The following is a 24,983-nucleotide window of genomic DNA, read 5'->3' on the forward strand; positions in this document are numbered from 1 at the left end:
AGCGAGTCAGAAGTTCACTTCTGACTCGCCTCTTTTTTTATCGATTTTTTGTTTCAAATAATGGGCTGACTGGTTTATTCTCATGGATACGTTTGATCGCATCACCAATCAGTTCGCCAACGCTGATTTCATCGATTTTATCGATTTTTCTATCATCTGACAAATAGATAGAATCTGTTACAACCAACCGTTTGATCGCTGATTCTTCAATACGTTCTAAAGCTGGTCCGGAAAGAACCGGGTGTGTACAAGAAGCATACACTTCTTTTGCTCCCGCTTCCTGTAAGGCATTGGCAGCCAATGAAATCGTTCCTGCTGTATCGATCATATCATCAATCAATACGCAGATTTTTCCTTCAACTTGGCCAATAATATTCATGACTTCTGCTACATTCGCCTTTGGACGACGTTTGTCGATAATGGCAATTGGAGCCTTCAGATATTCAGCCAGCTTCCGGGCACGAGTTACTCCGCCATGGTCGGGAGAAACGACAACCACGTCATCCCCTTGGATGCCATGATCCATAAAGTAATCTGCAATTAGAGGCGCACCCATCAAATGGTCCACTGGAATATCAAAGAACCCTTGAATCTGCACAGCATGCAGGTCTAATGTCAACATTCTTGTTACGCCAGCCTTTTCAAGCATGTTCGCAACTAATTTTGCAGTGATCGGCTCACGAGCACGAGCTTTACGATCTTGACGAGCGTAACCGTAATAAGGCATCACTACGTTGATTGTTTTCGCACTTGCACGTTTCAATGCATCGACCATAATCAACAGTTCCATCAAATTATCGTTCACAGGACTACTGGTTGACTGGATCAAGTAAACATGGGAACCACGGATACTTTCTTCGATGTTGATTTGAATTTCACCATCACTGAACTGACTGACAGATGATTTTCCTAATTCCACACCAACAGCTTTCGCAATTTTTTCTGCTAACGGACGATTTGAGTTAAGAGCAAAGATTTTCAATCTTGGATCAAAATAATGTTTTGACATTGGGACCTCCACTTTCTATTACTGAACAATTGCTTCCTTATAAATAGTAGTCATTTTTTTGAAATAAATCAAGTGATTTTCCTGTGGAAACACTATTTTGTTTTGACATTATTCGTCTTTCAAGCTTTTTTTCTCTTTCGTTTAATTATTATTGTTTTTTACCTCTCAATTGCGACCATTTTGGACACTCAATCAGGAATGTCTAAATCCCGAAGGCTATCATTTGCAGGAACACCTTGATGCTCGGATAATGGATGTAGTAACAAAACAAGAAAGGATGATTTGTATGTATCGAAGTAATGGGAATTATGAGGCATTCGCACGTCCTAAAAAACCAGAAGGTGTAGAAAATAAATCAGCTTATTTGGTTGGTGCAGGTTTGGCTTCTCTATCTGCAGCTGCTTTTCTAGTCAGAGATGGCCAAATGAAGGGTGAAAACGTCCATATTTTAGAAGAACTGCCGATTTCTGGTGGTAGCTTAGATGGTATTTTAAACCCAACAAGAGGCTTCATTATTCGTGGTGGTCGTGAAATGGAAAATCATTTTGAATGTCTATGGGATCTGTTTCGGTCCGTTCCTTCTCTAGAGGTGGAGGATGCTTCTGTTCTAGATGAATTCTACTGGTTAAACAAAGAAGACCCTAACTACTCAAAATGCCGGGCAATCGAAAACCGTGGGGAACGAATTCCAACAGATGGAAAATTTACCCTATCTGATGCTTCTTCAGAAGAAATGGTTAAGCTGTTTTTAACAGCTGAAGATCAGTTGCAGGATAAAAAAATCACGGACGTTTTTTCAGATGAATTCTTCGAATCCAATTTTTGGCTGTATTGGTCTTCTATGTTTGCTTTTGAAAAATGGCACAGTGCAATGGAAATGCGCCGTTATATCATGCGCTTCATTCATCATATTGATGGCCTGCCTGACCTATCTGCCTTGAAATTCACTAAATACAATCAGTATGAATCTTTGGTATTGCCTTTGGTCAACTACTTAGAAGAGCATGGTGTTCACTTCCAATACGATACAGTAGTAAAAAATGTTTTAACAGACTCTACTAACGAAAAAATCGTTGCTCGTACATTAGTCCTTGAAGTAGGCGGACAAGAACAAGCCGTCGATCTGACAGAAAATGATTTGGTTTTTATCACCAACGGAAGCATCACAGAAAGCACAACTTACGGAGACAATGATCATCCCGCTCCTGTCACTCATGACTTGGGTGGCAGCTGGTCCTTATGGAAAAATATGGCTGCACAAAATCCAGCCTTTGGGAAGCCAGAAAAATTCTGTGAAAACCTACCTGAAGAAAGCTGGTTTGTCTCTGCGACTACTACCACGCTAGATAATAAAGTAGCACCCTATATTGAAAAAATCAGCAAACGTGATCCATATGCCGGAAAAGTTGTTTCAGGCGGGATCGTAACTGTCAAAGACTCCAACTGGATGCTGAGCTATACCTTGAACCGCCAACCGCATTTCAAAGCACAGCCAAAAGATCAGCTGGTCGTTTGGATTTATGGTCTACTTTCAAACAAACCAGGGAACTTTATCAAGAAGAGTATCACTGAATGTACAGGAAGTGAAATTGCTCAAGAATGGCTGTACCATATGGGTGTACCTGTAGAAGAAATTGCTGATCTTGCTAATAATTCCTGTAGTACGATTCCTTGTTATATGCCATATATCACTTCCTATTTCATGGCGCGTGCAGAAGGTGACCGTCCACTGGTAGTTCCCGAAGGTTCAAAAAATCTAGCCTTTATCGGTAATTTCAGTGAAACAGAAAGAGATACCGTCTTTACAACCGAATATTCTGTTCGTACTGCAATGGAAGCCGTCTATACTTTGCTAGAGGTAGACCGCGGTGTACCAGAGGTCTTTGCCTCTTCTTACGATATCCGTACCTTGCTAAAATCAACCGGACGATTGTTAGACGGAAAGAAATTAAAAGATATTCATGTACCATGGCTGATTCGGATTCTAGAGAAAAAAGGATTGGAAAAAGCACAAGGCACAATGATTATCGAATTACTGAAAGATGCAGATTTGCTTTAGTAGACTCAACGCTGCTATTGACTTACTAGAAATACCACAAATTTCTTAATGTTCTCCATACGTAGTACTAAAAGGAGTTCGAAGGCTTTGAGCCGACCCCCAAAAGTTAGACCTGAAAATCTAACTTTTGGAGGTTTTTTTGTATGGTAAAATACAGTTTTGAATTTAAACTTAAACTTGTCCATGACTACTTATCTGGTCAAGGAAGTACATGGTTTCTCACTGTCTCCTTATTTTTTTAAATTAATCTATCGATTTTCGTATATTTTATGCCCTTTATTGTAATATTTATATTTCTTTATGTACATAAATTTGTTATTATGCTAAGTGTAACAAAAAAATTGGAGGAAGAATGATGAAGAAAAAATTATTTATCACTGCGAGCTCGCTGATGATTTTAGGGAGTCTGGCGGGGGCTATTTCAGCAAAAGCTGAGGAAAAAATACAACAAGAAGTCGGCGGGGGGATCTATCTTGTTGAAAAAGAGGCAACAAACTTTTCTACATATGTAGGCGAGCAAACAAATCAAGCTAGTGCTTGGCAGAAACAGTTGAAGGGATTGACTGAGGCAGAGAGGCAAGAAATTTCAGGATATCTTGAAAAATATGTGGAAAAATTTGCTAGTAAAGCTTCTTTGGGTAGAGGAATCATGGATACTATTCTTGATCGTATCGTTATTGAACTAGCATTTGATTTTGGTTTTAGGAGAGATGACACACTTTATTCTATGGTTGTCGGTTCTAACGCTACAGTCCCGGAAGAGAGTTTAGCTCCCTTTGTTTCATGGTTCAATAGCTTGACCAATACATCTGAACGGTATCAGACAGTCTATGAAGCGGCAACAAAACAGAATATCACGCTTTACTCAAGGTATATCGATAACGGTTCAGCTCAAACAGTGGTCGTTCATAATGGGTATCGAGCTGGTCAAAACAGTATGTTAGCTCATGCAAAAATGTTTTCTGATATGGGCTATAATGTGCTGATTCCTGATATCCGCGCACACAACAATAGCGAGGGGGCGTATATTACATTTGGTCATTATGAAAAAGAAGATCTCAATGGATGGATCGATCAAGAGGTTCAAACGAAACCAGGACAAGAAATCATTTTAGCCGGCGTTTCCATGGGAGCCGCAACAACTATCCTTTCACAGGAAACTGCTCATCCTAATGTGATTGCCTATATAGCTGACTGCGGGTATTCGTCAGTTGAGCAACAATTCAAAGATACCCTAGGACTGCTTGCGCAATACCTCGAATCCTCTTCCACGTTCAAAGATTATGATTGGAAAGGTAGAGAAGAAACACTAATCCATAAATTGAACGAGGAAAAAACAAAACCACTTTTAGGTATGGATATTTACAGTGTCTCACCCCTTGAAGCAGTCGATGATACAGGTGTTCCTAAATTATTTATCCATGGAGATGCGGATACCTTTATCCCTCCTGTAGCACAGGATTTATTATATGATAAAGCAATCGGCTATAAAGAAAAATTAACGATTCTAGGCGCTGAGCACGGTGTCTCACTGGCAACAGAACCAGAGCTATATATTCAAACGATCACCTCATTTTTAGCGACAATTGGAAAACTGGAAACAAAACATCCGGAAATAGCTGCGGACGTCAATTTGCTGAAAAACCCAACATTCATTTCTACGAACACACACCTTAAGGAATGGGCAATTAGTGTGGATAATCAACAATTTAGTACAGCTCCTTTAAATAAAAATGAATTAGGTGAGTTTATTCTTAAAAAAGAGCTTGATATCGATGTCGTTAAAGCCTTTCAAGTAGGAGAAGCACTTCGTATTTACAGTAAAAATTATAATAATTTCGGTGTGATTGGACAAATGATTCCAGCCAGAGCAGGAGAAACCTATGAATTAACCTTCTCTGCTTTGAATGATACCTATTCTCTTGTTACCTATCCAAATGTTGTTTATCGCTTGGGGGATACAACAAAAGATGAAGCTTTGAAGGGGACCAAAAAACAAAGTAGACGTCTGACTTATCAAGCGCAAAAAGATGGAGATATGAATGTCTCTTTGGGTGCAAAGCTAGGCTATAAGATATTTTTCTCAAAAGACTACGCACTTACTATTCTTTCAGAGCCTAGAGTTGTCAATGTAGACCGAACACCACCTGTCGCGGTGACAATCACAAATATCCTCGAAACAGATGAAGGGTGTATGGTCCAAGGAACAGGGGAACAAAACACAGAAATAATTATTGAAAATACAGCTGGAACCCTTTTAACACGTACTTCAACAGATGCTCAAGGCGCTTTCCAGATCAATATAGCGAAAGGACAGGAAAAACTGGTTCATTTAATTAATAAGGATTACAAAGGAAATAAAAGTGAATCCAGAATAATTGTTTTCCAATAATAAAAATAAGGTTGGGACAGAAGTGTTCAGCTTCAAGCACCAGGTAGGTACTTTTCATCATCGGTTCTGCTCAAAAGAGCAGTCACAGTGATTCTAAGCAATAAGGCGAAATTCACGAAAATTACATCATAAATTTTTGTTGAATTTCGACTTATTGTCGAAGAGCCTTGAAACACAGTGGTTTACCACTGATGCATTCTCGCTTGTGGCTCGTCGCAGTTTAGGGCCTACGAGTGTTGAGCGGACATCGACGCAGCTCGCTGCTAGTAGTTGCTTCTGTCCCACCGTTTATTCGGTTATAGATGTATAGAGGCATGTGGGATTGAGTTATGTCGCACACTCATTGAGTCAACCCTTCATGAATCTTTTCCAGATTCCACTTCATCATGGTGTAGTAGCTGTCACCAGCTTCACCTTCTTCTGCCACTGAGTCAGTGAAAATCTTACTATAGATAGGTAGCCCCGTTTCTTTAGACAAACGTTCCATACTGCGGGCATCAACGGATGTTTCAACGAATAGAACCGGTACTTCAGATGCTTTTACCGTTTCAATGATCGTCTTCATTTGCTCTGGTGTTCCCTGACTCTCTGTGTTGATTTCCCAAATATAAGCAGCTGTCAGGCCATAAGCTTTTGAAAAGTATTTAAAGGCTCCTTCACTTGTAACCAAAAGCTTTTTATCTTCCGGAATATCCGCAAATTCTGCTTTTGCCGTTTGATCCAATTCCTTTAGTTTTTTCGTATATGCCTGACTGTTTTCCTGATAGGTTTCAGCGTTGTCTGGATCTTTTTCAGCAAAAATCTGGGCAATTTCTTCACTGTAAGCAATCCCGTTAGAGATATCCAGCCATGCATGAGGATCTTCGGTGTGACTACTTTCCTGACCAGACAGATACATCGGTGTGACTGTTCGGCTAACTGCAAAATAGTCTTCATCCTCTTTTTTCCCTGCAGTCTCCATCAATTTCTCAAACCAGCCATTTCCTGTTTCCAGATTCAACCCATTATATAGAACAACCTCGGCTTCACTTGCTTTCTGGATATCCTGCGGCAATGGTTCATATTCATGTGGATCTGTGCCAACTGGGACAATGCTATGAAGATTAATCTGTTTCCCACCAATTTCTTTCGCCATATCTGCAAGGATCGAGTTGGTCGCAACAACCTGTAATTTCTCATCAGTACTGCTTTCTTTAGATGTGTCTGTCTCTGATGTTCCTGAACCACAAGCCGCCAATAAAAACAGACTTGCTGCAGCTACTACTAGTGTACTTAGTTTATACTTCATATTGTTTGCTCCTCCTTAAATCAAAAATGAGTCCTTTGGTTGGTGAAAATAGAAAAGCTAAGATAAAACACACGGCTGCTGCTAAAACAATAGTAGCACCAGAAGGGAGATTGTAGCTATAGCTGAAAAACAAGCCGACAACCGCACTCAATAAACCAAAACCACTAGCCAAGCCAATCATTTTCGGTAAGCTGTTTGTTAATTGATAGGCCGTTGCTGCCGGTGTAATCAGCATCGCAATGACTAAAATCGTGCCGACTGTTTGTAGCGAAGTGACCGCAACCAGAGTGAGTAAAAACATTAGCATATAATTGATTCCTGTTACATTCATTCCATACGAACGAGCGCTTACCGGATCAAAAGATGTCAGTTTCAATTCTTTATAAAATAAGAAAACAACAGTCAATACGATCACTCCAACAATTGCCGTCAGCAGCATATCCGAATCTCTTACAGCCAACACATTTCCAAAGAGAATATGGTACAAATCGGTCGAGCTTCGTGCAAAGGAAATCAAGATGATTCCTAAAGCGAAAAAGGAGCTGAAGACGATCCCGATCGCTGTATCATTCTTAAGCTTACTGTTTTTAGTCACAAAACCGATCAGCCCGGCAGAAACAAGTCCAAATAGTGTTGCCCCAAATATGTAGCTAGTTCCCATCATATAGGACATAGCAACGCCCGGTAGTACCGCATGGGAGATAGCATCCCCCATCAAAGACATGCCGCGTAGGATAATGAAAGAACCTATTACGCCAGCAACGATGCCTACGATCACCGAAGTGAATAACGCATTTTGTAAAAACTGATACTTCATTAATCCATCAATAAATTCACTGATCATTTTTTCGTTCCCCCATTCGTATCATTTCCACGATCTCTTCACCATATCCTTGTTTCAAATTTTCGATAGTAAAGGTCTGTGTTACCTCACCATATGCAATCACCTGTTGATTCAACAAAACCAAGTCATCGAAATAGTCGGTGACCTTGTGCAGGTCATGGTGAACAATAACAATAGACTTTCCTTCGTTGCAAAGCTGCTTCAACAAATCAATGATCATTCGTTCACTCGATGCGTCAATCCCCACAAATGGTTCATCCAAAAAGAACCAGTCTGCCTCCTGTGCCAACGCTCTAGCTATGAATACACGCTGTAGTTGACCTCCAGATAATTCACCAATTTGTCTCGTTGCAAATTCTGTCATACCAACCTTTTCAAGACAACGCCAGGCCAGTTCCTTTTCTTTTTTCCCCGGCCTGCGAATCCATCCAATTTTAGGATATGTCCCTAAAAGAACCACACCAAACACATCGATTGGAAAAGATAAATCGGCGTTTTGCCGTTGCTCCACGTAAGCAAAGCGACGCTGATTGTTTTTTAATGGTTCGTTTACATACATGATATTGCCGCTATTTTTAGAAATCAGCCCCAAGGCGGCCTTCATCAAGGTCGATTTTCCGGCACCATTTGGTCCAACGATTCCCGTCAGCTTCTTTTCTCTCAGAATCAAGTCAACGGATTGGAGTGCCTGCTTGCCTTGATACGAAACAGAGAGATTGTCTATCCATACATTCTTGTTCATTCTAAAACACCTCATTTTAGGTATATGATTATTTATTTTTAGGCTAACCTAACTTTTAAATGAATTATACCTTAATTTATGCCAAAGTCAACTGATTTACATTAAAAGCTAGAACGTTTCACGCTTATCGTTTTTATTCCCCCCCAAAAAAATAGACTGTTCGGTCACTCAAAAAACTGAGTTAGTCCCTATCTCCTCAACTTAAGAATTTTCTCTTATTAAACTCCTACTCTTCTATTTATGCCTCTTTTTTCACTATGCCTTTCTTATAATGTCAGTTTTTTTAACAAAACACTGAAATACTGTTTAGAAAACGTTATATTTTTGTTAAAATGACCCTGTACTACAAAAAAATTCTCATGAAGGAGCGTTTGTTTTGTGAAAAAGATAGGGAATAAAAAGTTTAGACACATTCTTCAATTACTTGCAGCCTCAACTCTATTGGTGGGTGGCATGACCTCAACCGCATTTGCGGAAGAGAGTAGCGCAACCCCAAAAGCTACCGGAGACGCCCAAAGATTGACCATCTTAGGAACATCCGATGTCCATGGTCAGCTTTGGAACTGGTCGTATGAAGACGACAAAGAAACAGCAGTAGGACTTTCACAAGTCAGCACTGTTGTTAAAAATGTGCGTGCAGAAAATCCTAACGGTACGATCCTGATCGACAACGGAGATATGGTTCAGGGAACGATTTTAACGGACGATCTGTATAACAAAGCACCTTTGGTCAGTGAGCCGCACCCAATGATCAAAGCCATGAATGAGATCAACTACGATGCCATGGTTTTGGGGAACCATGAGTTCAACTTTGGTCTTGATTTGATCGACAAGATAAAATCAGAAGCAACTTTTCCGATTTTGTCGGCAAATACGTATTTAAAAGGAACAGAAAACCGTTATGTCGGCGGAACCACGTTAAAAGAAATTGATCTGGATGGCGACAAGGTGACCGATCTTACTGTCGGTATCATCGGATTAACGACACCTCACATTCCAAAATGGGATGGTGCTAAAGTCGACAGTCTTGATTTCAAAGCCTTAAGATCAGAAGCTGAAAAGGCGGTTTCTGAACTGGAAGGTAGCGCCGATATCATCGTAGCCTCTATTCATGCCGGAAGAGCGGATAGTGATCCAGCGGCCAGTGCCGATCAGGTTATCAACAATGTTGCGGGAATTGATGCTTACATCCTTGGACATGACCACCGTTCTTTCTCTGAAAAAATTGAAAGTCCGAGTGGAACAACAGCTGTAGGTGCACCAAAAGATACAGGCGTCCAAATGGTGCGGATCGATCTTGATATTGAAAAGGTCAACGGCGAGTGGGAAGTGACCAACAGCGAGCCTTCGATTATTGACACTACAACAGTTGAAGCAGATGAAGAGCTGAAGGCTGCTACTAAAACATATCATGATACAACCCGTCAGTTTATTTCTGAAACGATTGGTACTGCAACTGACAGCTTCTTACCAAAAGAAGAGGTAACCGGTATTCCTGAGGCTCAGCTTCAGCCAACGGCAATGATTTCTCTGATTAATAACGTACAGAGAAAATTCACCGGCGCTCAGCTTGCTGCTTCCGCTTTATTCAAAGCAGACAGTAAATTTGAAAAGGGCAACATCTCTTATTCGAATATTTTTGATATCTATAAATACCCAAACACATTAGTCAGTGTAAACATCACTGGGGCGAACCTGCTGACCTATATGGAAAATCAGGCAAATTACTACAATGCGCCACAGCCGGATGACTTAACAATCAGCTTTAATGAATCCATTCGTGTGTACAATTACGATATTTTCTCCGGCGTTGATTATAAGATCGACATCTCCAAGCCGGAAGGACAACGAATCATCAATCCAACTATTGATGGAAAAGCAGTTGATCCGGCAGCAACCTACACAATCGCGATGAACAATTACCGTTATGAAGGGTTACTGGCAGCTGGGATCGTGACAGAAGAACCGCTTGTTTCTACCGATCCGGAAACTTTACGGGGGTATATCGCTCAATACATCAAGGATAAAGGAACACTTGATCCTGAGAAGGAAATTGAACGCAACTGGGAAGTCATCGGTTATAATTTTGATGAAGACTGGCGTGCATTAGCTGTTGAATTAGTCAACAACGGTACATTGCAAACCACTCCATCTGCGGATGGACGGACACCAAACGTGAAGCCAATTACAAAACAAGATGTTCGTGATGCAGGCTTCCAACCAACAACGGTAAATATCATGCATACAAATGATATTCACGGACGTTTAGAAGCGGCGGACGGTGTTCTGGGAATGGCACGTTTGAAGACCTTTAAAGACCAGAAAAATCCGACATTACTGATCGATGTTGGTGATGCATTCCAAGGCTTGCCGATTTCTAACTTCTCTGAAGGAATGGATATGGTCAAAATTATGAACGAAGTCGGCTATGACGCCATGGCTGTCGGAAATCATGAGTTTGATTTTGGCTTGGACCGCACATTGGCTTACAAAGACAACTTGAACTTCCCTCTTCTATCCAATAACACATATAAAGATGGGAAACTTGTTTTTGAACCTTATACGATTATTGAAAAAGATGAGAAAAAATTTGCAGTGATTGGTGTGACAACACCAGAAACAGCAACAAAAACCCATCCAAACAATGTGGTCGGCGTGACCTTTGCTGACCCAATCGAAGAAACGAAAAAAGTCGTAACTGCTCTGAAAGAAAGCAATAAGGACATCGACGCTTTCATCATTGCCGGTCATCTGGGTATTGACGAAACAACACCAAATGAATGGCGAGGGGATACATTAGCAGAAGCGATGAACAAAGCCTTCCCTGACCTAAACATGGTCGTATTGGATGGTCATTCTCACACAGCTGTTGACGGCGGCAAAATGTTTGGTAATGTCCTCTATACACAAACAGGGAATTATTTAAACAATGTCGGTCTAGTAAAAATCGATCTAAACTCAGCAGAGAAGAAATCAGCTTCGCTAGTCAAAGCGGCAGATTTGGCTGAGCTGGAAGAAAATGCAGCAGTTAAAAAAATCGTTGACGAAGCCAAAGCAAACTTTGAGGCTTGGGGTTCAGAAGTCGTTATCGAAAACAATCCTTATCTGTTTAACGGAGAACGTGACAATGTTCGGACAAGAGAAACTAATCTTGGAAATCTGGTTGGGGATGCGATGATGAGGTACGGACAGAGCGGCTTCAGTGAGCCAACTGATTTTGCTGTAACAAACGGCGGAGGCTTGCGTGCTAACATTGAACCAGGCGCAGTTACTCTAGGTGATATCATTGCGGTCTTGCCATTTGGAAACAGTATTTCTCAAATCAAAGTCACTGGTGCTCAAGTAAAAGAGATGTTTGAAATGTCTCTTCGCTCTACAGCACAGAAAGACGAAAATGGTAAGGTTATTCTTGACGATTATGGTCAGCCGAAATTGGGTGCAAACGGTGGTTTCCTTCATGTATCAAGCTCGATTCGTGTGTATTATGATTCCACAAAACAAGGAACCTTACTGGCAAATGATGAAGGCAACAACACAGAGAAAACAATTGTAGGACAACGTGTTCTTTCTGTTGAGGTCCTAAATAAAGAAACCGGAAAATTCGAGGCCATCAAAGATGACGCAACCTATAATATGGCAACTAATGACTTTCTGGCTGCCGGTGGCGATGGTTATGATATGCTCGGCGGAGAAAGAGAAGAAGGACCCTCTCTTGATACTGTGCTGACTGACTATCTGAAGCAAGCAACAACAATCCGGGTACTGGATGCCGCGACAAATATTGACCTAAGTCAATATGAAGAGCAATTCCCCGGTAAACGTATCGTTTCCATTGCTGAAGTGGACTTCAATAAGATTCCAGGAGAAGGCGACGGAACAGATGATTCTGGAACAAAAGACAGTACAACCGACAGCACAGATAAAAATACAGAAAAACCTGCTGGAGGCAACTATCCAAATACAGGAGAACGCATTGTATCCTATCTAAGTATTGGACTATTAGCAGCCGGAACAGCGGGCGCGGGCTTTTATCTTTATAACAAAAGAAAAGTATCTTAAGTAAAAAAGTTTAACAAACTTGCCTAACTAAACAATAAAAAAGCGATCCCTGTCAGAAACTGACAGCCGGATCGCTTTTTTCTCATCTATTCTTTGCCTTCAAAATATGGAAAATCTTTGGCATAGCCTTCTTTATTGACTTGTCTAGATCGCGCAATAGCTAAATCGTAGGATTGAACATCATTTGTAATGGTTGAGCCCGCAGCAATCACTGAACGTTTAGCAATGGCCAATGGTGCAATCAAATTAGAACCCGAACCAATAAAAGATTGATCACCAATTGTCACACGGTGCTTGTCTTTGCCATCATAGTTGACCAAAACAACGCCACAGCCAACATTGATATCCTTACCTAGGTCTGCATCACCGATATAAGACAAATGCCCCACTTTTGTATCTTCATCGATCGAAGCATTCTTCACTTCAACAAAGTTTCCAATATGAGCTCGCTCACCAATTTCTGCATTTGGACGCAGATGAGCAAACGGTCCGATATCTGCGTGACTACTAATGACACTTTCCTCTACAACAGAGTGTGTAATTTTCACATTATCTTTGATTATACTGTCAACAATCTCTGTTCCAGATCCAATAAAGCAATCTTCTCCGATCACTGTTCTCCCTTTGATACAGACCCCAGCTTCGATGATTGTATCTGAACCAATTACGACACCTTCATCAATATACGTATTCTCTGGATCGATAAAGGTCACACCATTCGTCATGTGCATCAAATTCAAGCGCTTGTACATGATTTTATTGGCTTTTGCCAAAGCAATACGGTCATTGATTCCCATCGCTTCATCGAAATCATCCATGCGATAAGCGGCAATTGTTGCACCATCACGTTTCATGATTTCAATAATATCTGTCAGATAGTACTCCCCTTGCGCGTTGTTGGTATCGATTTTGGAAAGTGCCGCAAATAACGCTTCATTATCAAAGCAGAACGTACCTGTATTGATTTCTTTGACTCTTGCTTCTTCTTCTGACGCATCCTTTTGTTCAACAATTTTCTCTACAATCCCTAAATGATCACGAATGATTCGACCATACCCTGTTGGATTGTCTGCTTGTGCAGTTAGTATCGTTGCACTGGCATTTTTTCCTTGATGATAGTCAAAGAGGTTCGTCAGCGTATCCGCTGTCAACAATGGTGTATCTCCTGTGATTACTAAGGTTGTTCCCTTTTTACCTTCTAGAAGCTCTGCTGCCTGCATAACCGCATGACCAGTTCCCAGCTGTTCTTTCTGTAGCGCATAATGGGTACGATTGCCCAAATGCTCTTTTATTGCGTCTGCTCCATGCCCTACGATCGTTACGATTTCAGAGGGATTTGTTTGTTCTACTTGATCGACAATGTGTTCTACCATCGGTTTACCAGCTACAGAATGAAGCACCTTATATAATTTTGATTTCATACGTGTACCTTTACCGGCAGCTAAAATAATAACGTATCTGCTGTTTTCCATCTTCGACACTCCTAAAATTTATCATATCCGTATCTATCACGGATGTGTATTCCTTCTTAGTTTAGCTTACGAGACTATCTTTTTCAACCAAACCAATTCAGAAATATCATAGACCAATTAGTAGAGAATGAACATGGACTCACTCGGGATCAGGTAATAAATCAAATCTTAAGTTCGCTTCATACTTAAATACAACTAAAACTTCTGTCTTAGGGATGAGACACAACTCAACTCCTACGCTCTATCTATACTATACCTAAAGGCGAATAAATAGTGTTCCCAAAGCAACTCTTTCGAAAACAAGCCGAATCATCCCCAAAATAGGTCAGGCTATTTCTCGGAGCTAGGCGCTTTTGTCACAATCTTTGTCATTCAAAAATACAGCTAGACCATTACACCCCTACTTTTTCACTTAGTGCTTCGTTTGCTTTTGGGTCTCTTTTTTCGTTTCTTCTGTTTTCTAAGCTGTTCCTGTTGAAGAACCAGTGCCCGCTGACGTCTTATAAAATAAAAAACGAGAACTGCTAAAACAGCCACTACCCCTAATAAAAGATACAAAAAACGATCATCCTTTACATTATTTGAAGTTAATCCCAATGCAGATTTATTTACTTCTTCTGCATTATCCTTAGTGACAGTAAATGATTCTTTAAATTCCCATTTATTTCCATCTTGATCAGCAGCAGATAGTATCAGTTCATACTCTCCAGCCTCTAACGCTTGATCTTCCCACGAAATTGCGTAGTCAAAATTAGAATTAGGAGCCATAGAAAGTCCCTGCTTTTCAGCCGTTTTTAGTACCTGTTCTTGCCCTTTTTTGCGAACAGTGGCTTTGATATCCAGCTCTTTTATATTGATGGGCTGTGTATTCTGTAAATTAACGGACATCTGCGGACGATAATTTTTTAAATCTGGTGTGATCCCTGTCAGCTTTAGCTCAGGGGTAATATTTTCTTCTTGCTCACGCAATACGACACCCAACGCGTAAGAATATGTATTATTGATTTGTCCATCTGTTCTTTCTGGTGTCTCCTGTCGAACATGGAATCCACCCAATATCATCCCTTTAAACGATTCTTTGGGAACTGTTACTTTAAATACAGCCAACGCATTACTATTCGGACCTACTGTTATCGTTTCGTCATGCGCGACAAGGTCAGAAAAAGCATGATTCAGTGTACTATCACGTTCCTGCTCTTTATCCGGACGTGTGTAATCAATAATACCATTACTATTGGTAATAGCTGTATTTGCTTCAAGAATAAATGTTTGTTCCTTATCTGAAGAATTGAATATATTGACCGTCAGCTCTTGCTCTTGGCCTGGGGTAACGATCAAATCAAAATATGTAGAGTTGCCTTCTCGTTGATTTTCTGGAAGATTCGCACTAATGGAATAGTCCACATTATTTTCTGAAGCATTTCCTGTATATGCGTAACCAAATAACCAAACCAACGAAAAAATACCGACAATTGTCATTACGTGTTTGTTTTTCATAACATTCCCTTTCTATCCATAAAACAGACTGTCTCTTTTGCTAGATCAGCAAAGGAGACAGCCAGTTGCAAGACAGAGTCCGTTTAACACATACGTTTCCCTCTATCTCGTCTTACACACTTAGAGTTTCTGACAGCTACTTAGAATAGTGGAACTAGATGCCGCTAACTAATGTATAATCGATTGTTCCGCTGTAATTGCCCTTTACAGCTGTTTCCGCAACTGATATTTTTGCTGCTGCCGGTGCAAATGTCGTATTCCCTCTTCCAACAGATGCACGCCCAACAATGTCAGCAGTTCCCAAAATATTGACCTCATTGCTGACTGTTACACTATTCTCAGCAGCTGTTGTTGGTGTACCCAATGTCAACTTGAATGCTGTTGTCGGCAAAGCAATGTCACTAGACGTTTTCAATGCTGAGGCCACAGCAGTTACACGCCAAGGAAGTGATGTATCACTATTTTCCAATCCACGTCTATCATCAACTGCCACAGGTGTTGAACTTGTTGCCTTCAGTTCGTAAAGACCATTGACCGCATCAGTAGATAAGTCTAATTCACCAAATGTCATTGCTCCGCCTGCAGAAAGTTTGAATACAGGTGTGTTTCCGTTGTTTCCACCATCATCAACACCAACTGTTGTTGTTGTTTGATTCACTGCATAAGCAGAAGGTCCTGCCAATAGTGCTGCTCCTAAAAGTAACGCGCTTAATCCAATAATTGTTTTCATTATGTGTTCCCTCCAAAATTAATAAATGTGATTATATACTATCTACTAACAACCAAGTTTTTTCCGAATGAAAAGTGCCTTGTGGTTGATTTGGTGGTAAATAAAGCCAAATATCCGAAGCCTTGATTGTGTAGGTAAATATCCCTTTTTCTGTTCCTTCACTGACAAGAACCTTACTGAATTCCTCTCCCTCTGTATTACTGTCAGAGGAATATTCTTGTCCAATGATCGTTGCTTTTTCTGCTGAAACCTTACCGATCCCCAGGTGGTAACTTATACCTTGTAGCTTCTCTTTCTTTTCATTGATAAACGGAGACAACTTCAAGTTCAGCTGCCAAGGAGAGGCCGCGGCTCTGGAATCTTCCAACTCAAGAACCAGGTCTGTCGCTGCATAATAATTATCCGCTGATTTTCTCAGCACCTTTTCTCCAAATCCTACATAACTGATTCTGTTTATTCTCAAGCTACCGGAGGATGCTCCGGAGTCTGTCACAGAAACATGTGTGTTTTCCGTGCTCTCACCATAAACAGGCCGTATGATGAATGATAGAATCATGACAAACAAAGCAACGCAGACTTTACTGCTTTTCATCATAACTGAACCATCTCCTCTTCACACAGAGCAAACCAATAATTCCGATGCCTAGAAGGATATATTGTCCTTGTATCTTTTCTCCTGTTTTCGGAAGATCCTCATTAGTATAGCTATATGTTTTATTCTTAGAAGCTGAAGCTTGCGACTCGGAAGATGAAACGGATTCTTCTTGTTGGATAGTGATACCGACTGTACTCTTCCCTCCAGTTGCTTCTACCGGATGAGCAGGCATTGAGAACAGAAGAAATAGGGAGATAACCAGATAGTTCAAACGTTTTTTTCCTTTTTTCATTCCTCTACACATCCTTTACTCTCATAGACCATCCTGAAGGGTCCAGTTGATTGTCGCTGAGTAACTGCCCTTAATCACTGTATCTCGAACCTGAAGTAAAATCCCTTCATTTTCCTGCCACGTTTTAGTGAGCGAACCATTTTGGCGAATGGTAATCAGCTGCTCATTAGGGTAATTATTGTCCGTACCTCCTGCACCAACTTCCGAATTGAACAGCTTTCCTGAAAAGCTCTGCACTTTCCCTTCCACCGTCATTGGTTGTTGAAGCGTGGCCTGTAAAATCCATGGTGAAGCGGAGGTCGATCGAAAATCAGCGACTTCTACTGTCATTTTATTTCCCGATGCACGTTCATACTCCTTCTTACCATTTTCGATTTGATTAATTGCGACTTCGCCAAAATCAAGGATGTCGGGTACTGAAACCAAGGTTAATGTGCCACGAACAGTAATATTCTTCGTAAGCTCATTCGACAGCTTTTGATTTTTATCTCGGGCTTTCACAGTCAGTCGATAGCTACCTGCAGAGAGTTTTCCGAAGTTTGCCTCAGCTGTTCCTTGTCCTAAATAACTACCTGAGTTATTTGTGTTGAAGCTCTGTTCTCTTTTCATATCCTCTGTCTGACTTGTACTCAAATCATCCAATGTAAACGAGACTATTCCCTCATCCAGAGCATTCCACTCTTCCCAGTTCACTTTTGCAGTAAAATCTTCTGTAATCGGTATCTGGTCGACGGCTTCCAGCTTCCGTAATTCTGGGGCTAGATTACTGTCCAAATAGAATACCCCTGCGTGATGCATCTCAGACAATAGGCTCCCCATATTATTTTTTGCTATTACCGCTGTATCGCCACTATCGATTTGAAGCTGCAACGGTTTACCGGATGTTTTTTCTCCGGGCTTCATTTTCACATCAAAAGCGACACTCAGTTGGTCACCTTTTATTAAAGACACCGGCTGCTTTCCTAAAAATAGCCACCATCCTTGTTGCTGTTGAATCATTCCTTCAACAGGCTGACCATTTTTTAGTAAACGGACATTTGCTGTCTCTTGTGAGAATTGTATATTGGGATCGATTTTTTTCATGATTGTTACATCATTCAAGATCCCTGTCCCTTTGATATCATTCAACGTGACTTGGTAGGTCAGCTTTTGCTCTTCGGCTACGGTACGATCAAGAACTGATTCTCCGGATTCATTGACAATCGTCTCATCCACTCGTGTAAATATCGGTCTTGGAAACTCTTCAAAAGCCACACGAGCATCCATTTTTGCAGCACCCGTGGACCCTGTAAATCCCCAATAAACAATATTTGTTCCAAAAATAAATTGCGTATCGAAGGAGATTGTTTTTTCCGGTAAATTATCCAACTTATACGTCAGCTGCTGTTGCCCTGAATCCCACTTAATCGAGAATTGATGCCAGCGATTATCACCAAATGTGTCTACTGCTTGTGCATCATTATGGTACTGAGTACGGGATGTCCCATTTTTACCATAAGTGTATTCTTTTCCCGGCATTCCCCATGCGATATGTCCATAAGGCTTGGTTCCATCATTACTGTTGGTTGTATCCTTATCCATCCCAGTCTTATTGATATGGTTATCAAACTCAATTGCCAGAGAGTTCGTGATTGCGCCTTTTATTCCCCCAGTTGTATTCGCCTGTGCCCAAACACCAAGCGATGCACCACCACCAAAAGTATTATTTCCTCTGGATGATTTGGCGAATGCATTCTTCCCCTCCGGATCGGCATGCATCACAAATGCCATACCATCTCCAACTTTTTTTTCTTCCGGCTTGGTCCCACTTTCCGGATCTTTTCCGAAATAAAGCCACATGCTCGTTGAAAAATCATAATTTAGGTCCATACGAAAACCATCTTCCGACCAAATAGCTCCATTTCCAAAAGTCGTGCCTCTCTTCGTCACATTCACAATGTCATACCCATCCATATTCGTCACATTACTTACGACACCTTGACCAGAAGTAACGGGATGAAAATAATTGTCTAATTTAATTAGGCGGTCTTTGACTTGATTAATATCGGAAATACCACCTAATGCACTGTATGGGACTATTTTTCTGCTTCCAGTATCAGAAGATTCCCCTTCAGCTGAAATTGGGATTGAAAATAGGAATACAAAAAAAAGAATGACGACCATTCCCTTTGATTTTTTCATTTTCAAAAAAGTAATTCCCTCCTTTCTCAAAAATATTTGGTTGTCTCAACTGACTCAATCAGTATATAGTCCGTTTTTCCAAATAACAAATAGGTCAATTAAAATGTACATCCAGATTACTTTCTAATCAAATCATTATTTTTTAAGTGTTTTTCTAATAATAAAAAAGGCGCCTTTTAAAAAACACTAGTTATCCCTTGTTTATTAATAATATCAACGATAAAACCTTTACAAAAACCATGACAAAAAATTTGTTACATCCTTCACACATCGTTCTTGATTTGTTATTTATAAACAAAAAACTTTCCCTTTTTTTAAAAAGGGAAAGTTTTCTTAATTATTACGATTTAATAATTGTTGTATTTTTTTACTTTTTTTATAGTTTTTTTCTATCGAAAATCACAATAGCCTAAAATAACTAGATAAACACAGATGATAAAAAATCAGTCTTTGAAATAGTTGCCGGGAACAACATTGATTGTTTTCGTTTGAGTGTCCACGTCTTTTACATACAGCAGTGAAGTATAATCATTGATTGCCCTTTGACCATTAAATTTGGATTCAGCAAATACGGTGATACCAACCAACTCTGCTTCAAATTCTTCGATCAAACTCTTCATTCCGTTGACCGTTCCGCCGCCTTTCATGAAATCATCGACAACAAGTACTCTTGACCCACGAGCCAAGCTACGCTTAGACAGTTCCATTTTTTCGATCCGCTCAGATGAACCCGATACATAATTCACACTTACAGTTGAACCCTCTGTGATTTTCGAATCTCTACGAACAATGACAAATGGAACATTCAAGTAATAAGAAACGGCCTGCGCAATCGGCACACCTTTTGTTGCTACTGTCATTACCGCATCTACTTTTTGATCCAAATACATCGACGCAATCACACGCCCAATCTGACGTAACAAGTCCGGTTGCCCCAACAGATCAGATAAGTAGACATAGCCTCCTGGTAATAAACGGTCTTGCTCAGAGAGACGATCTCCCAGCCCCATGATGAATTGCTTCGCCTCTTCATATGGAATCTTTGGAATGAACTGTACGCCACCAGCTGCTCCCGGAACAGTTTCCAACAAGCCAGTACCTCTCTGCTGGAATGTCTTTTTGATAATCGCTAAATCTTCACTGATGGAAGACTTCGCGGATTGATATCTTTCTGCAAAAAAAGTCAACGAGACTAATTTATGTGGATGATCCAACAAATAATGAGTCATGTCAATCAAACGTTCACTTCTGCGTGTTTTCAAATTTGTCACTTCCTTTTCTCTCTATCGTTCCCTATTATAAGGGTTTAGACTAAAAAATTCGAGCATTTTAGGAAAAAAAACTAAAATAGTTCGCTATTTATAGAAAAAAAAAGAAGATAGATGGCCTAACTTTCGTTTTTCCATCTATCTTCTCTATTAACGCGCTTTGATTTTTCTATTTCTTAATGTGACAGTGACCAGGTATCGAATGATATTGATGAGTAGAAAAATACCGATAAAGGTCAATGTAATCGTTGCACTTGGCGGTGTTTCCAAATAATACGAACCCGTCAATCCTGTAAGCATTCCTATCAATCCAACAACCGTACTGATTAGAATCACTGAATTGAAGCCTTTCCCAATTCTCATCCCTGTTGCCGCAGGAAGTACCATAATCGCAGAGATCAATAACGCCCCGGCAATCGGGATCATCACGGCAATCGCCACACCGGTGATCACATTAAAAAGCATCGACATCCAACGAATCGGCAAGCCGTCCACATGAGCTGTATCCTCATCGAAGGTCAGCACATACATAGGCCGTTTGAACAGAAAGAATAAGACAATCAGTACGACGAATAAAATCGCCAAAACCACGACCTGCTCCCATGTGATCGTTACGATAGACCCAAACAGATAAGACTGAATACTTGTCGCAGAATTCCCACTGTTCATATTCATCAGGACCAACGCCAACGCTAATCCACCGGACATTAAAATCGCGATGGAAATCTCAGAATAGGTGCTGTAAATCGTTCGCAGATACTCTAAAATCACTGCAGCAATAATTACGACGACCAAGGTCATAATACTCGGACTCAAATTGAAAAACAGCCCTAACGCGACACCTGCCAATGACACGTGCGAAAGCGTGTCTGCCATCAATGACTGCCTGCGGATCACTAGAAAAACACCCAGCATCGGCGCAATCACTGAAATAAACCCAGCGGCCAAAAAGGCCCGTCTCATGAACTCATATGAAAACATCTCCATTGGGAATCCTCCTTCCGGACCAAACGGATTTGTCGGTCTGCATACGCCTTAATATCCTCATGGTCGTGAGTAATCATCAGAATCGATTTGCCATGATCATGGGCATTATGCCTCAACAGACGGTAAAACTCGTTACGGGATTCCTCATCCATCCCTGTGGTCGGTTCATCCAAGATAAATAAATCCGGATCTGTCGCAAAAATTCGTGCTAAGCTGATTCGTTGCTTCTGACCGCCCGAAAGCTCGCCAATCCTCTTATTGCGCATATTCCACATGCCAACAGCCTTCAGTGCTTTTTCGACATGCAGTGTATCTTTTTCTGACAACCGCTTAAACCATTTCCCTCTTGGATAACGTCCGGACTGAACCAGCTCCAGAACAGTGCTTGGGAAACCTGCATTGAATGACGCAACTTGCTGCGGAATATAGCCTATGCTGATTTTCTTCCCCTCTGCATTTTTATCCGCGATGGAAACTGTACCACTAGTTGGCTTGAGCAATCCCATCGTACTCTTTATCAAGGTTGATTTTGCAGCCCCGTTTTCTCCAGTCAAAATAACAAATTCACCAGGATCAACATGGTAAGAAACATCTTCCAATACCGGCTCATCGTCGTAATAGAACGTTAAATTTTTTACTTCAATATAATGCATCTTACTGTAATGCCTCCTTCTTGATACACGAAAAATCAGCCTAATGTTCTTTCTTCATCCTTTTCCACATAAACAGGAAAAAAGACAGTCGATCATGTATTTATCCTCTTAGTTAATACTCTTTTTCAACGCTTCCAGATTTTCCTGCATAACAGAAATGTAATCCTTCCCGGCTTTTTGCTCGTCCTCTGTCAGACTCTCCAACGTTTGTAAAACAGAAAGCTCCACTCCTGTTTCTTTCGCCAAAGTTTCTGCTACCTTTGAAGAAGCTGTTGCTTCAAAATAGATAACAGATACCTTGTGCTCGTCGATGAATTCCTTTAGTTGAGCCAAACGACTTGGTGAAGGTTCTTGATCTGGTGAAATCCCTGAAATCGATTCTTGTGTCAAATCGTATTGGTGAGCAAGGTAACCAAACGCCGCATGCTGTGTCACAAAAGTTTTGTTTTTCGCACCAGCAAATGCTTCTTTGTACTCCGTATCTAAATCTTGCAGCTTTTCAATATATGCCGCAGCATTTTTCTCAAAGGCCTCTTTTTTATCTGGATATTTCTCAATCAATCCATCACGAATCGCTTCGACTTCTTTTTGAGCCAATACAGGATCAAGCCAGACATGAGGATCTACGTCATGACTATGGTCATGGTCTGCATGAGCTTCTTCGTCCTCATGAGCATGCGCATCGCCTTCCATCAACTCGATATCCTGACTGGCTTCAACAACCTTGACCTTCTTTTGATCAACGTTTGCCAAAATGTACTCCGCCCATGTTTCAAACTCAGTACTATTATATACAAAAACATCAGAATCGGAAATTTTTGCGATATCCTTCGCACTCGGCTCGAAGTCGTGGGCATCTGTGCCAGAAGGAATTAGCAGCTCTACTTTCCCTTCATCTCCTACGACCTGCTCCGCAAAGTTGTACATTGGATAAAAGGTTGTCATAACCGTGATTTCATCCCCAGAATCCTCACTAGATTCATTCTTGTTCCCACAAGCTGTTAAAAAGGCCGCACTTAGCAAAAGCACTCCGGCACCGATACTATATTTTAAAAATTTTCTTTTCATCTCGTTTCTCCATTCCGATTTATTTTCACAAACCGTAAAAATTACGATTTAAGAGCAAGAACTACTTTATCAGAAGAAAAAAAAAACGTCAAGACAAATAGGAAAAAAAAGAAGTATTTGTTCAAAATTCTATGTATATAGAGTGATTTGAAAAAAAGGCTGTGGCATTAGTGTGCCTCAGCCCTTTAAAACTAGATAAATGGTGTTCCAGAAGCAGTTACTAGCAGCGAGCTGCGTCGATGTCCGCTCAACATCAGTGGTAAACCACTGTGTTTCAAGGCTTTTCAACAATAAAGCGGAAATTCGCAAAAATTTATAGGACAATTTTCGGAATTTCCGCCTTATTGCTTGAAGCTGACCGCTTCTGTCACAACCTCTTGAAGAGCTTGGGGCATTATTTAAAGCCCAAGCTCTCTTTATATTAAAAAATGAATAGATGGTATGCCAGTAGCTTTACTTCAAAAATCGCAAGCAAGCATATAGAAAACACATCATCTTATGATAGCAATCGACTAATATGCCATGAGCCACGTAAAGTAGCTTTAGCTCACATCAGCCTTACTTCAACGTTCGTACAAGATAGACTTCTTCACAGAAGCCTTTCAACCCATTATAAATCCGCTGTGCTCTGGTCTTTTTATCACATAGAGCAAATACGGTTGGCCCACTACCACTCATTAGCGCAGCATCCGCACCAAATTTTAACATCCGATCCTTGATTTGTTGGACCACTGGATGCTTTTGAATCGTTACACCCTCCAACGCATTACCGATTGTCTGAGTCATTTTATCATAGTCATTAGCCATTACCGCTGCTTTCAACGCAGGAATATCCGGATGTTGAATACTGTTGAATGATAGGCTTCCAAATATCGAGCCCGTAGAAACACTCATCTTCGGTTTTACCAATACTACCCAACATTGCGGCATTGGGGGCATTTTCTCGATTCGCTCGCCTCTTCCTGTAACAAACGCTGTTCCGCCTTCGATACAGTAAGGAACATCTGAACCAATCTCACTGCCTAGATCAGCCAAATCTTGATTTGACAAACCCAAATTCCAAAGACGATTTAAGCCTCTCAACGTTGCGGCACAATCGCTGCTACCGCCAGCCAAACCAGCTGCTACAGGAATCCGTTTTTCTATATAGATTCGTACACCTGTCTCTATCTGAAATTTTTTCTTAACCAGCTCTGCCGCTGCGAACGCATGGTTCTTTTGATCGACAGGGATAAACGAGTTGTCTGTCTCGATAATAATCTGATTCTCTGTTAGTGTCTCAAAAAAGAGGCGATCCGCCAAGTCTACACTGGCCATTACCATCTCTAATTCATGGTAACCATCTTCTCTCTTATATAACGCATCCAACCCTAAATTGATCTTAGCTGGTGCTTTTTCAATTATCTCCATTTCTCCACCTATTTCTATACATGCCAGTCCTTATACACAGTCTTCTAAAATTCTAACATATGTCTTTCTGGAAGTACATACAGAATAGCTGCAGCCCCGCCTCAGGCAACAAAAAAAAGCTATGTAAAACAATCGTCTTACATAGCTTGATTTGTTCATTCTTAGACAGCTTCACCAATAAATTCAATCTCTACAGTGCGCGTCAATACATCTGAATAACTATAAGAAACTCGTTCGAACGAATTTTCATCTGGATCCAAGTCTACAACAAAAACAGAAGGGTATGTCTCAGTCAGTACGCCTGTACGCTCTGTTTGTCGCTTTCTTCCCGTTTGTGCAGTTAATGTGATTTTACTGCCAATCCGGCATTCCAAATCTTGTTTTATTGAAGCTAAAGTTGTTGGCATTACACTCACCTCAATATACATTATACTCCA

Annotated in this window: 19 protein-coding genes; 3 read left to right on the forward strand and 16 right to left on the reverse strand. The window is 40.7% G+C overall.

Annotation, left to right across the window (positions count from 1 at the left end):
- Positions 1-37 precede the first annotated feature (37 nt).
- On the reverse strand, positions 38-1,009 hold the full coding sequence (locus A5888_RS12520) for a ribose-phosphate diphosphokinase (protein WP_086348390.1): 972 nt from the start codon (positions 1,007-1,009) through the stop codon (positions 38-40).
- Between the two features lie 286 nt (positions 1,010-1,295).
- Between A5888_RS12520 and A5888_RS12525 the strand changes: the two genes are divergently transcribed.
- Together A5888_RS12525 and A5888_RS12530 are read left to right on the forward strand one after the other, a co-directional pair.
- Positions 1,296-3,068, forward strand: coding sequence for an oleate hydratase (locus A5888_RS12525; protein ID WP_086348391.1), 1,773 nt, complete (start codon positions 1,296-1,298; stop codon positions 3,066-3,068).
- 355 nt (positions 3,069-3,423) lie between these two features.
- Entirely contained in the window at positions 3,424-5,460 is a 2,037-nt protein-coding gene (locus tag A5888_RS12530; protein WP_339101638.1) for an alpha/beta hydrolase, read from the forward strand.
- A gap of 340 nt (positions 5,461-5,800) precedes the next feature.
- Here the strand turns inward: A5888_RS12530 and A5888_RS12535 are convergent, their stop codons facing one another.
- The 3 genes from A5888_RS12535 to A5888_RS12545 are packed head-to-tail and all read right to left on the reverse strand — an operon-like array spanning position 5,801 to position 8,334.
- Positions 5,801-6,748: a metal ABC transporter substrate-binding protein gene (locus tag A5888_RS12535; protein WP_086348393.1), complete on the reverse strand. Its 948-nt coding sequence runs from the start codon at positions 6,746-6,748 to the stop codon at positions 5,801-5,803.
- Positions 6,738-7,592 (reverse strand): metal ABC transporter permease, encoded by an 855-nt coding sequence (locus tag A5888_RS12540; protein ID WP_086348394.1) that lies wholly within the window; start codon positions 7,590-7,592, stop codon positions 6,738-6,740. Before A5888_RS12540 ends, A5888_RS12535 begins: the two co-directional genes overlap by 11 nt.
- Positions 7,582-8,334 carry a metal ABC transporter ATP-binding protein gene (locus A5888_RS12545; protein WP_086348395.1) on the reverse strand — a complete coding sequence of 251 codons (753 nt, stop codon included), beginning with the start codon at positions 8,332-8,334 and terminating at the stop codon, positions 7,582-7,584. The genes A5888_RS12540 and A5888_RS12545 overlap by 11 nt, the downstream gene beginning before the upstream one ends.
- Positions 8,335-8,745: 411 nt before the next feature.
- Here A5888_RS12545 and A5888_RS12550 point away from each other — a divergent pair, with 411 nt between their 5' ends.
- Entirely contained in the window at positions 8,746-12,393 is a 3,648-nt protein-coding gene (locus tag A5888_RS12550) for a 5'-nucleotidase C-terminal domain-containing protein (RefSeq protein ID WP_422389749.1), read from the forward strand.
- Positions 12,394-12,479: 86 nt separating this feature from the next.
- Here A5888_RS12550 and glmU read toward each other — a convergent pair whose 3' ends face one another.
- The 12 genes from glmU to A5888_RS12610 all read right to left on the reverse strand — a co-directional run bounded on the left by glmU (position 12,480) and on the right by A5888_RS12610 (position 24,953).
- Complete coding sequence (gene glmU, locus A5888_RS12555) at positions 12,480-13,865, reverse strand: bifunctional UDP-N-acetylglucosamine diphosphorylase/glucosamine-1-phosphate N-acetyltransferase GlmU (protein ID WP_086348396.1); 1,386 nt, start codon at positions 13,863-13,865, stop codon at positions 12,480-12,482.
- A gap of 408 nt (positions 13,866-14,273) precedes the next feature.
- Positions 14,274-15,362, reverse strand: a complete 1,089-nt coding sequence (locus tag A5888_RS12560; protein ID WP_086348397.1) for a DUF916 and DUF3324 domain-containing protein — start codon at positions 15,360-15,362, stop codon at positions 14,274-14,276.
- A gap of 154 nt (positions 15,363-15,516) precedes the next feature.
- Entirely contained in the window at positions 15,517-16,092 is a 576-nt protein-coding gene (locus tag A5888_RS12565; RefSeq protein WP_086348398.1) for a hypothetical protein, read from the reverse strand.
- Positions 16,093-16,123: 31 nt separating this feature from the next.
- Positions 16,124-16,687: a WxL domain-containing protein gene (locus A5888_RS12570; protein ID WP_086348399.1), complete on the reverse strand. Its 564-nt coding sequence runs from the start codon at positions 16,685-16,687 to the stop codon at positions 16,124-16,126.
- The gene (locus tag A5888_RS12575) at positions 16,671-16,979 is read right to left on the reverse strand and encodes an LPXTG cell wall anchor domain-containing protein (protein ID WP_170924724.1); all 309 of its coding nucleotides are present in this window, start codon (positions 16,977-16,979) and stop codon (positions 16,671-16,673) included. Before A5888_RS12575 ends, A5888_RS12570 begins: the two co-directional genes overlap by 17 nt.
- A 21-nt stretch (positions 16,980-17,000) precedes the next feature.
- Positions 17,001-19,160 carry a lectin-like domain-containing protein gene (locus tag A5888_RS12580; protein WP_249274465.1) on the reverse strand — a complete coding sequence of 720 codons (2,160 nt, stop codon included), beginning with the start codon at positions 19,158-19,160 and terminating at the stop codon, positions 17,001-17,003.
- A 443-nt stretch (positions 19,161-19,603) separates the two neighbouring features.
- Positions 19,604-20,422, reverse strand: coding sequence for a pur operon repressor (gene purR, locus A5888_RS12585; RefSeq protein ID WP_339102081.1), 819 nt, complete (start codon positions 20,420-20,422; stop codon positions 19,604-19,606).
- A 156-nt stretch (positions 20,423-20,578) separates the two neighbouring features.
- Entirely contained in the window at positions 20,579-21,415 is an 837-nt protein-coding gene (locus A5888_RS12590) for a metal ABC transporter permease (protein ID WP_086348403.1), read from the reverse strand.
- The gene (locus A5888_RS12595; RefSeq protein ID WP_086348404.1) at positions 21,388-22,068 is read right to left on the reverse strand and encodes a metal ABC transporter ATP-binding protein; all 681 of its coding nucleotides are present in this window, start codon (positions 22,066-22,068) and stop codon (positions 21,388-21,390) included. Before A5888_RS12595 ends, A5888_RS12590 begins: the two co-directional genes overlap by 28 nt.
- A 108-nt stretch (positions 22,069-22,176) precedes the next feature.
- Positions 22,177-23,136 carry a metal ABC transporter substrate-binding protein gene (locus tag A5888_RS12600; protein ID WP_086348405.1) on the reverse strand — a complete coding sequence of 320 codons (960 nt, stop codon included), beginning with the start codon at positions 23,134-23,136 and terminating at the stop codon, positions 22,177-22,179.
- A 558-nt stretch (positions 23,137-23,694) separates the two neighbouring features.
- Positions 23,695-24,546 (reverse strand): 4-(cytidine 5'-diphospho)-2-C-methyl-D-erythritol kinase, encoded by an 852-nt coding sequence (gene ispE, locus A5888_RS12605; RefSeq protein WP_086348406.1) that lies wholly within the window; start codon positions 24,544-24,546, stop codon positions 23,695-23,697.
- Positions 24,547-24,707: 161 nt separating this feature from the next.
- The gene (locus tag A5888_RS12610; protein WP_086348407.1) at positions 24,708-24,953 is read right to left on the reverse strand and encodes a Veg family protein; all 246 of its coding nucleotides are present in this window, start codon (positions 24,951-24,953) and stop codon (positions 24,708-24,710) included.
- Positions 24,954-24,983 lie beyond the last annotated feature (30 nt).

It is taken from the genome of Enterococcus sp. 9E7_DIV0242 (assembly GCF_002140975.2).
Classification (GTDB): domain Bacteria; phylum Bacillota; class Bacilli; order Lactobacillales; family Enterococcaceae; genus Enterococcus_L; species Enterococcus_L clewellii.

Coding starts and splice junctions, on each gene's coding strand:
- A5888_RS12520 (WP_086348390.1), bottom strand. CDS start 1,009: ATGTCAAAACATTATTTTGATCCAAGATTGAAAATCTTTGCTCTTAAC.
- A5888_RS12525 (WP_086348391.1), top strand. CDS start 1,296: ATGTATCGAAGTAATGGGAATTATGAGGCATTCGCACGTCCTAAAAAA.
- A5888_RS12530 (WP_339101638.1), top strand. CDS start 3,424: ATGAAGAAAAAATTATTTATCACTGCGAGCTCGCTGATGATTTTAGGG.
- A5888_RS12535 (WP_086348393.1), bottom strand. CDS start 6,748: ATGAAGTATAAACTAAGTACACTAGTAGTAGCTGCAGCAAGTCTGTTT.
- A5888_RS12540 (WP_086348394.1), bottom strand. CDS start 7,592: ATGATCAGTGAATTTATTGATGGATTAATGAAGTATCAGTTTTTACAA.
- A5888_RS12545 (WP_086348395.1), bottom strand. CDS start 8,334: ATGAACAAGAATGTATGGATAGACAATCTCTCTGTTTCGTATCAAGGC.
- glmU (WP_086348396.1), bottom strand. CDS start 13,865: ATGGAAAACAGCAGATACGTTATTATTTTAGCTGCCGGTAAAGGTACA.
- A5888_RS12560 (WP_086348397.1), bottom strand. CDS start 15,362: ATGAAAAACAAACACGTAATGACAATTGTCGGTATTTTTTCGTTGGTT.
- A5888_RS12565 (WP_086348398.1), bottom strand. CDS start 16,092: ATGAAAACAATTATTGGATTAAGCGCGTTACTTTTAGGAGCAGCACTA.
- A5888_RS12570 (WP_086348399.1), bottom strand. CDS start 16,687: ATGATGAAAAGCAGTAAAGTCTGCGTTGCTTTGTTTGTCATGATTCTA.
- A5888_RS12575 (WP_170924724.1), bottom strand. CDS start 16,979: ATGAAAAAAGGAAAAAAACGTTTGAACTATCTGGTTATCTCCCTATTT.
- A5888_RS12580 (WP_249274465.1), bottom strand. CDS start 19,160: ATGAAAAAATCAAAGGGAATGGTCGTCATTCTTTTTTTTGTATTCCTA.
- A5888_RS12590 (WP_086348403.1), bottom strand. CDS start 21,415: ATGGAGATGTTTTCATATGAGTTCATGAGACGGGCCTTTTTGGCCGCT.
- A5888_RS12595 (WP_086348404.1), bottom strand. CDS start 22,068: ATGCATTATATTGAAGTAAAAAATTTAACGTTCTATTACGACGATGAG.
- A5888_RS12600 (WP_086348405.1), bottom strand. CDS start 23,136: ATGAAAAGAAAATTTTTAAAATATAGTATCGGTGCCGGAGTGCTTTTG.
- ispE (WP_086348406.1), bottom strand. CDS start 24,546: ATGGAGATAATTGAAAAAGCACCAGCTAAGATCAATTTAGGGTTGGAT.
- A5888_RS12610 (WP_086348407.1), bottom strand. CDS start 24,953: ATGCCAACAACTTTAGCTTCAATAAAACAAGATTTGGAATGCCGGATT.